13 protein-coding genes and 1 riboswitch are annotated in these 15089 nt (G+C 32.1%); all 13 genes read right to left on the reverse strand.

Annotated elements, in window-relative coordinates:
• Window positions 1-119 precede the first annotated feature (119 nt).
• Window positions 120-704: an SMC-Scp complex subunit ScpB gene (gene scpB / locus BM077_RS01345; protein ID WP_089747614.1), complete on the reverse strand. Its 585-nt coding sequence runs from the start codon at window positions 702-704 to the stop codon at window positions 120-122.
• A complete protein-coding gene (locus BM077_RS01350; protein ID WP_089747351.1) occupies window positions 697-1470 on the reverse strand; it encodes a segregation and condensation protein A in 774 nt (257 codons plus the stop codon). Before BM077_RS01350 ends, scpB begins: the two co-directional genes overlap by 8 nt.
• Before the next feature lie 13 nt (window positions 1471-1483).
• Complete coding sequence (gene trpS, locus BM077_RS01355) at window positions 1484-2473, reverse strand: tryptophan--tRNA ligase (RefSeq protein ID WP_089747353.1); 990 nt, start codon at window positions 2471-2473, stop codon at window positions 1484-1486.
• Between the two features lie 15 nt (window positions 2474-2488).
• Window positions 2489-3079, reverse strand: a complete 591-nt coding sequence (locus BM077_RS01360) for a site-2 protease family protein (RefSeq protein WP_089747356.1) — start codon at window positions 3077-3079, stop codon at window positions 2489-2491.
• Window positions 3080-5755 carry a CBS domain-containing protein gene (locus tag BM077_RS01365; RefSeq protein ID WP_089747359.1) on the reverse strand — a complete coding sequence of 892 codons (2676 nt, stop codon included), beginning with the start codon at window positions 5753-5755 and terminating at the stop codon, window positions 3080-3082.
• 223 nt (window positions 5756-5978) lie between these two features.
• Window positions 5979-7301: a diaminopimelate decarboxylase gene (lysA, locus tag BM077_RS01370; RefSeq protein ID WP_089747361.1), complete on the reverse strand. Its 1323-nt coding sequence runs from the start codon at window positions 7299-7301 to the stop codon at window positions 5979-5981.
• A gap of 131 nt (window positions 7302-7432) precedes the next feature.
• Window positions 7433-7603, reverse strand: a riboswitch (Lysine riboswitch).
• Between the two features lie 127 nt (window positions 7604-7730).
• On the reverse strand, window positions 7731-8150 hold the full coding sequence (locus BM077_RS01375; protein ID WP_089747363.1) for a secondary thiamine-phosphate synthase enzyme YjbQ: 420 nt from the start codon (window positions 8148-8150) through the stop codon (window positions 7731-7733).
• 79 nt (window positions 8151-8229) lie between these two features.
• Window positions 8230-9159, reverse strand: a complete 930-nt coding sequence (locus BM077_RS01380; RefSeq protein ID WP_089747364.1) for a DMT family transporter — start codon at window positions 9157-9159, stop codon at window positions 8230-8232.
• 223 nt (window positions 9160-9382) lie between these two features.
• Window positions 9383-10579 carry a hypothetical protein gene (locus BM077_RS01385; RefSeq protein WP_089747365.1) on the reverse strand — a complete coding sequence of 399 codons (1197 nt, stop codon included), beginning with the start codon at window positions 10577-10579 and terminating at the stop codon, window positions 9383-9385.
• Between the two features lie 133 nt (window positions 10580-10712).
• Window positions 10713-12113, reverse strand: coding sequence for an OmpP1/FadL family transporter (locus tag BM077_RS01390; protein ID WP_089747367.1), 1401 nt, complete (start codon window positions 12111-12113; stop codon window positions 10713-10715).
• A gap of 353 nt (window positions 12114-12466) precedes the next feature.
• Window positions 12467-13045, reverse strand: coding sequence for a TetR/AcrR family transcriptional regulator (locus BM077_RS01395; RefSeq protein ID WP_089747368.1), 579 nt, complete (start codon window positions 13043-13045; stop codon window positions 12467-12469).
• 16 nt (window positions 13046-13061) lie between these two features.
• Entirely contained in the window at window positions 13062-14165 is a 1104-nt protein-coding gene (locus BM077_RS01400) for a hypothetical protein (RefSeq protein ID WP_089747371.1), read from the reverse strand.
• Between the two features lie 121 nt (window positions 14166-14286).
• Window positions 14287-15060: an outer membrane lipoprotein-sorting protein gene (locus BM077_RS01405; protein WP_089747373.1), complete on the reverse strand. Its 774-nt coding sequence runs from the start codon at window positions 15058-15060 to the stop codon at window positions 14287-14289.
• Window positions 15061-15089 lie beyond the last annotated feature (29 nt).

Genomic DNA, 15089 nt, shown 5'->3' on the forward strand with positions numbered 1-15089 from the left:
TTCTTTTAGTACATTGGTTATTTTTCCCCTTAAAAAGATTAATATACATTCAGATGAAATTTTTGTATAGTTAAAAGAAAAAAGAGCTACAGTCTAATCACTGTAGCTCTTAAATACTATTACTCTTCACTTTTTAACTCTTCTAACTCCTCGTCTTCCAATTCTTCTTCTAATAAAGTTTCCTCATTTAATTCTGAAAAGTCTTGTGGAGATGGCAATTCACTTAAATCATTCAACCCAAAGTATTCAAGAAATTTATCACTAGTTCCATAAATGATTGGATTGCCAATAGTCTCTTTACGACCTAATTCAATTACTAAACCGCGTTTCTGTAGAGTCTTTAACGGCTTTTCTACATTAACTCCTCTAATATCCTGAACTTCAGCTCTGGTTACTGGCTGCTTGTAAGCAACGATTGTTAAAGTTTCTAGGGAAGCCTGAGTTAACCGATTATTTATTTCTGGCTTATGTAATTCTTTGATGTATTCTTCATATTCTGGTTTAGTCCTAATTTGATATCCGCCATTAACATCTAATAATTGGACACCCCGATTAGGGTTATCGTAATCATCTCTTATTTCTTTAATAATCTCTTTAATCTTACGTGCACCTAGTTCCGTCACTTCTTTTATTTCTTTAATATGTAAAGGTTCCGAGGTTGTAAAAAGTAAAGCCTCAATAAGAGCTTTTTGACTTTTAACCATCATTATCAACCCTTTCCTTTAACAGATAAAGATCAATTTGTCCAAAAACACCATTCTGTCTAACTCCTATTTTATGTAATTTAATCAATTCTAAAATTGCCATAAAGGTAACTACAATCTCTAATTTAGTAGAATCATTAACGAATAATTCGTCAAATTTAACTTCCTTTTCTTCTTCAACTTTAGCTGTTAGTTCTACTATTTTATCTTTAATGCTTATATCTTCTCTATTAACATGAGATAACTTATCCTCTGATTCTTCTTCATCATCTTCTTTTTCTTCTGTCTTTGTTTTTAATATTTTTTCAAAAGTATCGACAAATTGATTAAGTGATATATTCTCTAATGGATTAACTTCTATTTCATCAGACTCGATTTCAGCTAAGATTGATTCCATATTTCTAGTATATCTCTTTCTCTGTGTCTCTTCATAGTCTCTTAAGCTATCCGCCAATTCTTTATACTTTTTATACTCTAGTAACCTGTTAATTAACTGTTGTCTTGGATCAATTTCTTCCTCATCCTCATCTTCGTTATCATCCGGCAACAACATCTTTGATTTCATCTCAATTAGATTAGCAGCCATGATTAAAAATTCACTTGCAATTTCTAAATTCAACTCTTGCATAGCTGCTATATAATTTAGATACTGCTCTGTAATTTCAGAGATAGAGATATCATATATCTCTACCTCATCTTTCTTAATCAGATGTAACAAAAGGGGAATCGGTCCCTCAAAAGCATCTATCTTTATTTCATAACTCATGCTTTCACCTCGATCACAGATTCATTGCGTTTCTTACTTCCTCCATTGTTTCTTGGGCTAACTTTCTAGCCTTTTTAGCACCCGCATTTAAAATATCATCAATCTGTTCAGGATTTGCCTTTAATTCTTCTCGTTTAGCTCGAATCTTAGCTAATTCATTAGTTAAAACATCTTTTAAATTCCTTTTACAGTCCATACATCCAATCCCTGCCTCACGACAGCCTGTTGCTAATTCTTCTACTTCTGTTGTATTAAATATATTATGATAATCATAAACAGAGCAAACATCTGGATTACCAGGGTCCTTTAATCGGATACGTTGTGGATCGGTTACCATCTCTCTTACTTTATCTTCTATCTCTTCTTCACTATCACCTAAAAAGATAGCGTTACCATAACTCTTACTCATCTTACGTCCATCAGTTCCTAATAATTTAGGCACTTTAGTTAATTTAGGTTCTGGTTCTGGAAGTATTTCATCATCTTCACCATAAAGGTAATTAAATCTTCGCGCAATTTCACGTGTTAGTTCTAAGTGTGGTAATTGATCTTTACCCACTGGTACAGTATCACCTTTATATAATAAAATATCTGCTGCTTGTAAGACTGGATAACCTAATAAACCATAAGGAACAGAATTACCCAAGTTTAATTCCTCAATCTGTTCCTTATAAGTTGGAACCCGCTCTAGACGACCAACTGAAGTAATCATTGAAAATAACAGATGTAATTCGGCATGTTCTTTAACATCAGACTGAACAAAAATAACACTCTCTTCTGGATCAATACCAGCACTAATCCAGTCTATCACTAGCTCTCGCGTGTTATCTTTTATATCATCAGTTTGATCATACTTAGTAGTTAAAGCATGCCAATCTGCTACTTCAAAATAACAATCATACTCCTTCTGTAGTTCTACCCAATTTTCTAATACTCCTACTAAATGACCTACATGCAACTTGCCAGTAGGTCGCATTCCACTTAATATTCTTCCTTTTGCCATAATTGATTCCTCCCTTTACAAAAGTAGTCTATAAAAAATAATCCAAACTGGTCCTATAATTTTACCTAATAAGCCTGTAAAGACAAAGAATAACAAAATAAAAGGACCATAAGCCTCAATTTCATGCAAAATCTTATCAAATTTTCTTGGTAGTAACCCTTTTAAAATTTTCGAACCATCTAATGGTGGCAACGGAATTAAATTAAATATAGCTAAACCTAAGTTAATTCCAACTCCTAATTTTAGAAAAATAGCCACTACTGTCGGTAAATTAAATGCAAAATTCTTAAATAGAACAGCAAATATAACTGCTAGAAATATATTAGCTAATGGACCTGCTAGCCCTACAAACATCATCCCTTGGCGAGAGTTAGAAAAATACCTCGGATTAATCTGCACCGGCTTAGCCCAACCAAACCTTTGGGTGATTAATAAAACTAAAGTCCCCATCAAACTTAAATGAGCCAATGGATTCAAAGTTAATCTTCCCGTCATTCCTGGTGTTGGGTCTCCCAATAAGTCTGCCATCTTGCCATGAGCATACTCATGAAGCGATATAGATAATAATACTAATGGAATCAAAAGTATAAAACGAGCTATCTGCATCTATTCACTACACTCCTTCTTTAATTCTTTTAAACAATCTTTAAGATACTTATATTCATCTTCATAACTATTAAAATTCCCATTTAGTTTTGCCTTCTTAACTTTTTGCAATGCCTTTTTGAAATAAGGCCCAGGCTTATATCCTAAATCAATAATATCTTTGCCTGTTACTTCTAATTCTATCCTTCTCAAATTTAAAAAATAATCTTGAATCCAGTCTTTAACTTCATCCTCATCAGTTAATAATACTAAATATAATATTTCTTCAGTACTTAATGGTTCTAAATGATAATATACTTTACTAGGTTTTATATCTGAACTAGATAACAAGTTCAAAATATCTTTGGCTTCATTCTTAGCAAAAATCACTTTATCAATTAAGGCCTTAGAAAACTTCAATCTTAATAATAAATGCTTAATGACGTGCTCAGATAAAGACTTAGTTAAAATTATTAGATATAACTGCCAAATTTTTATTGTTACATCCTCAGTTATTTCTAAATGCTCAAGCCAATCATTTATCCAAGGAATTTCTAAGGCTAAACGATATTCTTCTTCCCCCCAGGTTAATTTAGGATGAAAATACGCCAATAATCCAAACTTATCTAAGTCTAACAGAATATATCCTGCCTTTTCTTCAGACAACATTAAAAATAATTCATTTCCTAACCTTCCAGATGATAAGCCTTTAATTACATTTTGATTAATAGCATGCTCAATTAATTCTTTAGTCAAGCTTTCTATTTCAAATTCATAACGGTTGGCAAACCTTAATGCTCTAAAAATTCGTGTAGGGTCATCAATAAAACTAAAATTGTGTAAAATTCTAATTATTCCTTCTTCTAAATCTTCTTCTCCACCAAAATAATCAATTAATCTACCAAATCTTTTCTCATTTAACTGAATAGCCAAAGCATTAATCGTAAAATCACGCCTAAATAGATCCTGTTTAAGTAAAGCAGCTTCTACTTGTGGAGGTGCTGCTGGATATTCATAATATTCAACTCTAGAACTTGCAATATCTAATTTCAAGCCATCTGTTAACTTAACAATCGCCGTTCCAAACTCTTTATGAACTTCTTTCACTTCACCTTCTAATCTTTCAGCCAATTTATAAGCAAAATCGATACCATCGCCTTCTATGACTAAATCTAAATCTAAGTTCTTAACTCCTAAAATTAAATCACGGACAAAGCCACCAACTATATAGAGATTAAGTTCTAACTGGTCAGCTACTCTACCTGCTTTTACTAGTAAATCAAATAGATCTGAATCTAAATCTGCTAATAAATTCTCTACATTAGAACTCTCTTCAGAAACCTCAACCATACTTCTTCCATATCGATTCTGTTGTCCTTTGATATAGTCAGCCTGCCCATATAGAACCTTTAGAACATCACTTCGAGTTACAATTCCGACTAATTCATCATCATCATTCATTACCGGCAATCTTCCAATATCATGCTCTACCATCTCTTGTTGAATCTCTTTAAAAGTAGTCTCTTCATTAATAGTAACTACCCCACGCGACATATATCCTTTTACAGGGGCATGCATCAGATCATAATTACGCACTTTATCTATATCTCTTCTAGAGATAACTCCTACAATCTCTTCATCTTTAGTAATAATTAAACCAGAATGTCCATAACGAAGCATTATTGCCTCTGCTTCTTCAATTGATTCATCAGGAGTAATCGTTTTAACTGGATTGGACATAATATCTTTAGCTAAAACTGATGGTTTCATCTTTTGTTGTACTAACCCTATCAACTCAGCTTTTAAATCATCTAAAACTATATCTTCGTCTCTAATCATAGCTGATGCTGCTTTAGCATGGCCGCCACCATTATACTCAGTCACTATCTCAGAAACATCGACCGCATCAATATTACTCCGTGCCACTACTAATACTTTCGAACCTAATCGCACTAAAGTAAAGACAACATCAGAACGATTAAGGTCATCTAATTTATGTGTTAAGTAAGCTATGCCTCCGATATACTCATCAACCTTTGCTTCATAAGTCGTAACCTTCAATCCATTTAATTCATGTACGGTTAATGAATTTAATAATTGTGTAAATAAATCCTGTTGAGCCGAACTTAAAGGACGCTCAATAAATTGATTAACAACTGATAAGTTGGCCTCATTTTCTAGTAAGAATGAAACAGCCTCAGCATCAAGAGCAGTAGTTGAAGTAAAAGTTAAGCAACCAGTATCTTCATAAATCCCTAAAGTAAATAATGTCGCTTCAAAAGGAGTAATTTCAATTCCACGTTTCTCTATTTCCTGACACAGAAGACTAGTAGTTGCTCCTACTGCTTTAACTAATTGCCAATCACCTTTCATCTCTTCATCTAATTCTGGATGGTGATCATAAATGATTAACTCCACTTCTGAATCATTAGCCAACTCTTCCAATTCACCTATTCGACTACCAATTCTAGTATCTACTACTATTAATTTATCTACGTGACAAGTTGCTATTTCTTCTTTAATCTCATTAGGCCTCTTAATAATAATCCGGTCTTTATACAATGACATAAAATCTTTAACATTTTGGCTTAACCTACCGGAAAAGACCATAATAGCATTCGGATATAATTTACTAGCCGCTACCATAGCCGCTAGACCATCAAAATCGGTTCCGAGATGACTAGTTATTATTTTCACTTTATCAACTCCTGCAATTTATAAACATCAACTTCTATTATACCATAAATCGAGCTATTTAGAAAGGCATATAATTTCAAACAAAAAAACTAAACCTTACTTAATAATTAAGTAAGGTTTAGTATAACAAGCAGAATATCATAATTAACTCAAAAATTCTTCTTTAACTATAGATTTTATATAATTAATTGTGACATTCGTATAATTAAGAAGCAGCAGATTCTTAGTTATTACCTTTTAACTTTGCTGGAATTTCTTCTTTTGCCACTAAATCTTGATACTGCTCTCTACGAATAATCTCTTCTACTTGACCATCATTAACCAATACCACTCCTGGTTTTGGTAGACTATTATAATTGTTGGCCATTGAATAACCATAAGCTCCAGTACAAGAAACTAATAGAATATCCCCAGATTCTAATTCTGGCAGCTCAATATCCCAAATTAACATATCACCAGATTCACAGCATTTACCTGTAATTGAAACTACTTCTTCTGTCTCTTGGTCAGCTTTATTAACTACAATCGCCTCGTATTCTGCATCATAAAGTGCCGGACGGATATTATCAGGCATTCCACCGTCAACAGCCACATACTTTCTAATATCCGGAATCTGTTTAATAGAACCGACAGTATAAATTGTAGAACCGGCTGTACCAATAATAGAACGGCCAGGTTCGTTAATTACTTTAGGTAACGGAATCTCTAACTCGTCACATTTTTCTTGAATAGCCTGTGAAACAATCTTTGCATATTCATTAATATCTACAGTCTGGTCATCTTCTGTATACTTAATACCGATTCCACCACCAAGATTAAGCTCTTCCATTACTAGGTCTGCCTCTTCCTTTACATCTTCTACAAAATCTAACATAACATCTACTGCTAGACCGAATGATTCAAGATTAAAGATCTGAGATCCGATATGACAATGAATCCCTTTTACAGATATATTATCTAACTTAATAGCATTCTTAATCGTTTCTAAAGCTAAACCATTCTGAATACCAACACCAAATTTAGAATCTGTCTGTCCTGTTTGGATATAACTATGAGTATGAGCTTCTACTCCTGGTGTTACTCTAATTAAGATATCTACTACTTTATCTTTTTCAGCTGCTATTCCATTTAATAATTCTAGTTCATAATTATTATCGACTACAATTCTTCCGATTCCTGCTTCTAAAGCCATCTCTAATTCTTCAGGTGTCTTATTATTACCGTGGAAATATATCTTTTCTACTGGAAAATCTGCCTCTAAAGCAGTATATAGTTCACCACCAGAAACAACATCTAAACCTAAGCCCTCTTCATCAACAATTCTACACATAGTTAGTGACATAAAGGCCTTACTAGCATAGATAGTCTCTGAATTTGGATACCATTCTTCAAAAGCCTTTCTATAAGCTCGACAGTTATCTCTAATCTCTTTTTCATCAAGAATGTATAAAGGTGTACCGTACTCTTCAGCAATCTTATTTACCTCACAACCACCAATTTCTAAAATGCCTTCATCGTTAATCTCCATCGTTCCATGTAATTCCATACTCTCACTACTCCTCCTCAAAATCCTCTTATTTAATTTGACTATACTTCTCTATGTTTCTTATATTATATGATGACATTTAAAAAACGGTTATGTAGTTTATCTCATAACCGTTTAAATCTATAACCAGTCTATAAGATAGCTCTTCACCTATTAGTGACAAAACTATAATTATTAATTATAGTTTCAATCTTAAAATCGATGTCTATTTTAAGATTTCGGCAATAGCTCCTTTCATCTTAAATCATTACTGACATCTGCTCATTAAGATTACTTTTAGCTACCGCTCCTCTACCTTGCTCTAAATCTTCATTTTTAAATAGAATAACATAATTATTATTTACTGTCAACACTTTTCTTCAAATTGATTACTATTATCAATATTATCTATTATAACTTACACCTTTGCTCTCTTTTGATTTTGATATCTTATTCTCCTATTATCTTTACCATAACTCTTTTTTTCCGCCGACCATCAAACTCACCATAAAAAATCTGTTCCCATGGTCCAAAGTCTAGCTCTCCTTCAGTAATTGCTACAGTGACTCCTCTTCCCATAATCTGCCGTTTTAAGTGAGCATCTGCATTATCTTCTATTCCTCGATTATGTAAGTACTGAGAAGTAGGTTCATGAGGAGCCAACTCCTCTAACCATTCTTTGAAATCAGAAATTAACCCACTTTCTGCATCATTAATAAAAACACTAGCCGTGATATGCATGGCATTTACTAAGCATAACCCTTCTTGAATTCCGTTCTCGTCAATTATTTCCTGTACTTTCCGAGTTATATTGATAAATTCAACCCTCTCGTCCGTATTAAACCATAGATATTCACGAATAGATTTCATTAATAAATCCCCCTTTAAAATTCAATTGACGATTAAAAACATTGAAACCTTAACCTTAGCCTTAACCTAGGCCTCAATCTCAACCTTTAGGAACAACTTCTTTCGGTTCATAGTTGCCATAATAATTAGTTCCCCACACTCCAAGTAAAATCATAATTCCGCCAATGATATGAAACCAATAAAAAGGTTCATTCCTAAATACTACTCCACCAATTATAGAAATAATTGTTGTTAAATTCGTAAAAACCGCTGACCTTGAAGCTTCAATTTTAGATAGCATAAAGTTCAATAAAAAGAATGCTATTACTGAAGAAAGACCGCCTAGATAAAGAATAGCAATTAATATACTTGTATCACCTAAAGGTTGAAAATAATTCACTAGATTGCCTTGTATATAATGTTGTGTAAGAGCAACTATATTAAAGAATATAGCCCCAATCCACATCATAATATATGTAATCTCTAAAGGTTTAAACTGCAATGATGACTTTCTCGATAATATATTAAAAATTCCGGCTGAAATTACTGCTCCTAAAAGAATGAATATACCTGTTAGCTGTCCACTTACTTCCAAACTTCCCTTCATAAGAATAATAAATAAGACTCCAATTACTGAAATTAAAATAAATACTAACTGCTTTTTACTAGGTCTTTCATTAAGAAAAATCGCTGCTAAAATAGTCACAAAGACAGGAATTAAAGCTATCATCATCCCTGCTTCTGAAGAAGAGGTCATCTTGATACCTAAAGTTTCACAAATAAAATAAGTTACTGGTTGGAAGAAAGCTAATAATAGCAATGTATTTAATTTTTTACCTTTAAAATTAATTTTAATTATTCCCAAAACCCTTAGTAATGTCAATATTATAACCGCAAAAGCAAACCTAAACCCTAATAAATGAAAGGCAGTTATTGAAGATAAGGCTTCTTTTGTAAATAAAAATGAAAACCCAAAGACTATTGCTACAAACCCTCCTGCTAATATTGGTAATCCTTCTTCCTTTATCATTAATCATTACCTCCCTAACTGAACCTACTATTATATATCTACAAGTATAATATAAGACTCTTGTATAATTTTAATTGCTAGCGTCCAAAAACCCACGTCAATTATGCTGATAATCTAATTATGAGACTAGACTATATAAGTAATATATTAACCATCAATTATATTAAAACATATTTATTAGCAGTTTACAACATAGAATCAAAAAACATCAAATATCTTCTATTTAAAAATTAACCTTTGACTGAATAAAAATTTTGTCTTCCTGACATAAATTTGAGACTATACCGGTACCATTATCATCTCTGCCGATTTCTACTATACTCCCTCCAAACTGTAACTGAATAGCATTAGTTAAAGAATAATTAAACTGAGGTTCTATTAAGTATGCTTCATTATTAATATCATATAAAATATTTAATTCAATTTGATGAAACTTAAATACTGGTTTAATCATATAGGAGTTAATAGCCTTTATTTCTTCTTCTAACTCTGTTCTTCCTTCTTTATAATAACCTTGTCCTACTAAATATAGATTATTTTCAAATTTATAATCAGCACCGACCGCTGCCTCTATAATACTATCAAATTGATCATCTATATAATTACCATAAACAATTTCTGTCCAAATACCTACTTCCCTTAAATCACCAATAATATCAATACCTAAACGGTTAACTTGAGGAAAAACGAATTTGGCTAAGTTTGAACTAGAATTTCTAGTATCAATTGCTGGTATTTTATCCCGACCATGATAAGTACTTAAAGAAATATCATAATCATAAAAAGAACGTTTAGTAATCTTTAATCCAAGTTGAGTATTTTTAATATCACTTTCTACTAACTCTAAATCTCCTTCTTTATCAACAGCACCAGCTAACTTATCCACTATTGAATCAAACATTCTTCTATCTGACTTAGTCCCTTTAAAGTAAGAAGCTACAACTCCTGTTATTTCTAATTCTCTAGAGGTATAATAAGTTCCCTTAAGTGCTTCAACACTTAACTTCTCATCTAAAGGTTTAAAAGACGTTAAATCATATGTAGTAAAATAATCCGTTGGATTTATTTTATACGCATGTCCCCAATTGATATTCTGTTTGCCAATTTTCCAATCCATATTTTTAGTATAATAATCTAAATAAGCTTTACGTGTGCTTATCTCTGTATTTCTTATATCTTCCTGACCATTATGATATGATTCAAATTCTAAATCAAGAGTTATCTTCGCATTAAAACCAAAATCTTTATCTAAAACTAAATCAAATACTTCCCGAGCTACTACTTGACCATCACTAGTATATCCTACTAAAGAATTTGTTAATGAACCAGAAAATTCTATTTCTTGTCCTTGAGCTAAAACCGTTAAACTACAAATTAAAATCAACAGCAAAGTTAAAACTAAAACATTAAACTTTCGCATGTCTGTTCCCCCTGATTTATATCTCTTTTCTCTAAATTTCTTCTATATAAAAATTAAGAGCCAGGCCTCTATTAATTAGAAACCCAGCCCTAATATTTTAAAACTTGATTTTAAATAAATTTGTTAAATTTAATTAAAACTTATAACTTATTGTACCATCAAATGAATCTTCTTCTAGGCTACTTTTAACATTATACATACTATCTGTTAGCTCATTTTCAAAAGCATGCATGTAAGTCGCAGTCAATTCCCAATTCTCATCTAATTTATAAGTAGCTCCAACTGAAAGATGATCTTCAACAATAGCAATCGCTGGTAAGTTATTAAATACATCGTCACTCTCTACTGGTGAATCACCATAATTATAACCTGCTCTTAAATTTAATTTCGGACTATATTTATATTGAATACCTATAGAATAAGTAACAATATCATCCCACCCCCAAGGCATAGCTATTCTATCCTTAGAAGTACCAGTCATTAAATTTTTGAAGTCACCTTCTAAATAGAGGTTATCCATAGTATCACTATAGTTAATCCACTTTACATCTGTAGAAACTAACCATTTTTGATTAGGGCGATAAGCCATTCCTAACGCCACCTGGCGAGGAGCATCCATGTTCATCTTATAAACTCCAGCTTCATTATAATACATTTCATTACCTTGTTGAGTTAAGATATCTCCCTTATCTAAACGATATTCGTAATCTGTAAAATGCTGCTTACTAGTATAACTAGCACCTAAAGTAAGCGCATCATTATATTGATAAATAGTACCTAGAGTAAATCCAGCACCAAAAGCAGCTTGTGTTTCACTTAAGTCAAAACCGAAGTGTTTTAAATTTTTACCAGTCATTGTATTTATATCTGTCATGAAATCTCCTGTATAATAACTTTCAAAACTCAGAGCCTGATAATCAACATTAAGTGCACCACCAATAGCTAGCTTGTCATTTACTTTATAAGCTGCCGAAGGAGCTAACTTCCAAAATTGATAATTTGACCAAATATTTCCTGTGGCATTCTGAGGGTTATTATCCCCTGTCGGGTCAGGCTGCCCCATCGAAGTTGCTATCTGTCCCAATTGTTGGTCCATCCCATAACCAATAGTAGGTGTTTGTAATTCTCCATAATCTACTCCCATACCAGCAACACCATACATCCCACCACCAAAACAGATGTCTTTATTAAACCAAGCCGGAGCATTCCAACCGATAGCTGGTGCCATATAGAATTCAGAACCACCCTCATCTTTTCCGCCTTTTAAAGGTCCCATATCTGGGAAATCAGCATATCTGTTAGGCACAAATAATTCAGTACTAAAATCAGTTCTCATCCCAATCAAAGCCATTCCAGCCGGATTAGTGATAGCCGTTGCTGTTGTATACGGTGCAGCAGTAATTGCACCGCCCATTCCTTTCTGATAAGCCCCTACACCAATAAATTGCATCCCATTAGTCGCTAAAACTGGAGAAATCAACAATGAAACTAACACTAAAGTTAAAATAAAAGTACCCATTGTCTTCTTCATCATTTTTCATACCCCCTTGTTAATTATAAAATTAATCCCCTTCTATTTACATTTAATATCACTTAATTATGTAACCCCCCTTTTTACATTCTGGGTATAATAAATAATTATTTTTTTCACAATCGACCTTTACCTCCCCGCATTAGGGAGGGGATTACAAGGTAAAAATAAAAAGTCCCCTTTTTTAAAAACATTGTGATTAATTTCATTATCTTTGTATTTATAATATCATATGTTATCTTTTTTTGTCAAATAAAGAAAAATAATAACCAATATTATGATTTATTATTTTAGGAAATTTGATTAAAAACAAAAGGCTTTATACTTTGAGAAAGCATAAAACCTTTCATATTAACTTAAATATTTGATTTTTTTATCCCATTAAAATAAAGTTGAATGATATCATTTCTTATTTTTTCTATAGGAAACTTATCTTGAAACATAAACCAATGCAACGCTGTAATATTAATCATTCCACTCAATGAAACTGCTGCTGTTTCCGCATTAAGTTCTTTAAATACTCCTCTTTCAATTCCATCTTTAATGATATTTTCAATTATCACTGTATTATTAGATCGAATTTCTTTAATATAATCTTCAAACTTGCTTTGATAACCCCAAATTTCTCTCGTTAAAAATTTACAAAAATTCTGGTGTTGATCATAAAATTCTAACTGAGCACCTACAATTATTTTTAATTTCTCAAGTGGTAATTCCACTTGAGAAATTTTCTCCTTAACTTGATTTGTCATCTTATTAATGCCATACTGAATTAATGAATATATCAAGTCTTCCTTATTTTCAAAATAACGATATAAAGTACCTTTCCCTACTCCAGCAGTTTCTGCTATCTCTTGCATTGTTGTATTAGTAGAGCCTTTCTGTGAAAATTTATCAATAGCTGCCGTAAATATTCTTTCTTTTTTGGAATTCATACTTTCAACTCCTTAATTAAAACTCAACATTTAACCTTGTATATATTCTATCTTGACCTAAAGCAGAAATCAAACCGCTACTAGTATCCTTTTCTGCACTATCTACATAGGTTCCTCCTAATTGTAATTCAACAGAATTAGCCAAGGAATAATTAAACTGTGGTTCTATTAAAGAAGTTTCACTTTCAAAATCATATAAAGTAGTAACCTCTATCTCATGAAAATCAAAAATCGGTTTAGAAACATAAAAGTTTGCTGCTTTAACTCTCGGCTCACTCTCTGTTCTTCCTTCTTTATAATAACCCTGACCTACTAAGTATAGATTATTATCAAACTTATAATCTATACCTACGGCAGTTTCAATTACATTCTTAAACTGCTCGTCTTGATAATCACTATAAGTTGTTTCCGCCCATACTCCCATATCTCCTAAATCACCAATGATATCTAATCCTACACGATTAGCTTTAGGATAAATAAAATTAGCTTTGCTATCTACTGCTGGTAACTTATCTCGTCCATGATAAGCACTTAATGATATATCATAGTCATGAAAACGCCGCTTTGTTACCTTGAAGCCACTTTGTATATTCTTTACATTATCCCCCACATTATCTTTTGCATTATTTTTTAAACTAATCCCTCTAAAAAACGGAACTACTACTCCGGTAATCTCTAATCCTTTAGGAGCATAATAGATACCTTTAATTGCTTTGACACCTAGCTTTTCATCCAAGGGTTTAAGTGCTGTTAAATCATTAGGATTAAAATAACTTGTCGGATTTATCTTATACGCACTCCCCCAGCTAATCTCTTGTTTCCCAAGTCGCCAATCCATATTCTGCGTATAATAATTTAAATATGCTTCATTAAACGAGGTAGTTGTAGAGCTATTAGCATCTGATTTAAATTCTAAATCTAAATGCATGTTAGCATCAAAACCAAACTCTTTTTCTAAGATTAAATTAACCTTCTCTTCTTCTTCAATTAATCCGTTATTTGGATTGCCTACTAAATAACTATTTAATGAACCAGATATCTCTATATCCTTAGCATAACTTACAGAAGAAAGAATCAATAACAACACTAGTAGCAAAGTTAAAACTTTAAATCTGCGCATTCATAAACCTCCTTTTACTTGTATAAATATTATTAGCTAAATAAGTCTAATATTTATTAAGTAAGTTTTATATTTTGCTCACCTCAATTATAATTGTCATCTAAAACCATTGTATAATCAATTAATATCGCCGTAAATACCTTGTTGTAAAGATTCGTTCACTAATTGGCTTATCATAAGTAATTTCATCTAAGCGTAATACCGTCTTACTACCTTTCTGTACATTCTTCATCGTTAATTCACTAGCTGTCCAATATCCAGCAATCTGCTTAACACCTTCATTAATTAATACCTTATGTAAATCTCCACTAGTATCATAAAACTCTAACTTAGTTGGAAACCAATTGCTTCTTTTTACCCACATCTTGACAAATTTATATTCAATCTCTTTATCAGTAGGAATTAGTTTTAATAAATATTCATTTTTATTGGATTCTAAAATTGTTGCTTTATAATCTTCTTTATAGTTACCGCCACCTAAGATTGACAAATCATTATAACTAAAATCTGTACCGACAAAGCTACCATTCTTTTGACTACCTGCTATCCTTCTTACGTTCCCTAATACGGGCATGTAAAGATACATATCTTCATCATTATTATTCTTCTCATGAGATAAAAAGGCAGTTCCTTCTACACTAGCTGGCGCTAAAAAACGAATTAAAGCTTTATCGTATTCTCCATCTTGGGTATAAGCCTTTAACTCTCTTTCTCTCATGCTTCCCGCTTCATTATAAAGCTGCATCTTTAATTTAATTTCTGATGAATCGGCATCAATTGCTGCTTCAACTCTATCTAATATATCATCCCCAGTTAAATCTTGTGCTGAAACTCCTCCTATTAATCCTAGAATTAATACTGACATTAGAATTAGACTAATCATTTTTCTTCTCATTGATAAATCACTCCTTTTTAGTATTTGAT

Origin of the sequence: Candidatus Frackibacter sp. WG13 (assembly GCF_900114655.1) — a bacterium.
Taxonomy (GTDB): domain Bacteria; phylum Bacillota; class Halanaerobiia; order Halobacteroidales; family Acetohalobiaceae; genus Frackibacter.

Excerpts from the sequence above, each read along its gene's own strand:
- scpB (WP_089747614.1), bottom strand. The coding sequence starts at position 704 with ATGGTTAAAAGTCAAAAAGCTCTTATTGAGGCTTTACTTTTTACAACC.
- trpS (WP_089747353.1), bottom strand. The coding sequence starts at position 2,473 with ATGGCAAAAGGAAGAATATTAAGTGGAATGCGACCTACTGGCAAGTTG.
- BM077_RS01385 (WP_089747365.1), bottom strand. The coding sequence starts at position 10,579 with ATGCGAAAGTTTAATGTTTTAGTTTTAACTTTGCTGTTGATTTTAATT.
- BM077_RS01405 (WP_089747373.1), bottom strand. The coding sequence starts at position 15,060 with ATGAGAAGAAAAATGATTAGTCTAATTCTAATGTCAGTATTAATTCTA.
- BM077_RS01395 (WP_089747368.1), bottom strand. The coding sequence starts at position 13,045 with ATGAATTCCAAAAAAGAAAGAATATTTACGGCAGCTATTGATAAATTT.
- BM077_RS01350 (WP_089747351.1), bottom strand. The coding sequence starts at position 1,470 with ATGAGTTATGAAATAAAGATAGATGCTTTTGAGGGACCGATTCCCCTT.
- BM077_RS01360 (WP_089747356.1), bottom strand. The coding sequence starts at position 3,079 with ATGCAGATAGCTCGTTTTATACTTTTGATTCCATTAGTATTATTATCT.
- BM077_RS01390 (WP_089747367.1), bottom strand. The coding sequence starts at position 12,113 with ATGATGAAGAAGACAATGGGTACTTTTATTTTAACTTTAGTGTTAGTT.
- BM077_RS01375 (WP_089747363.1), bottom strand. The coding sequence starts at position 8,150 with ATGAAATCTATTCGTGAATATCTATGGTTTAATACGGACGAGAGGGTT.
- lysA (WP_089747361.1), bottom strand. The coding sequence starts at position 7,301 with ATGGAATTACATGGAACGATGGAGATTAACGATGAAGGCATTTTAGAA.
- BM077_RS01400 (WP_089747371.1), bottom strand. The coding sequence starts at position 14,165 with ATGCGCAGATTTAAAGTTTTAACTTTGCTACTAGTGTTGTTATTGATT.
- BM077_RS01380 (WP_089747364.1), bottom strand. The coding sequence starts at position 9,159 with ATGATAAAGGAAGAAGGATTACCAATATTAGCAGGAGGGTTTGTAGCA.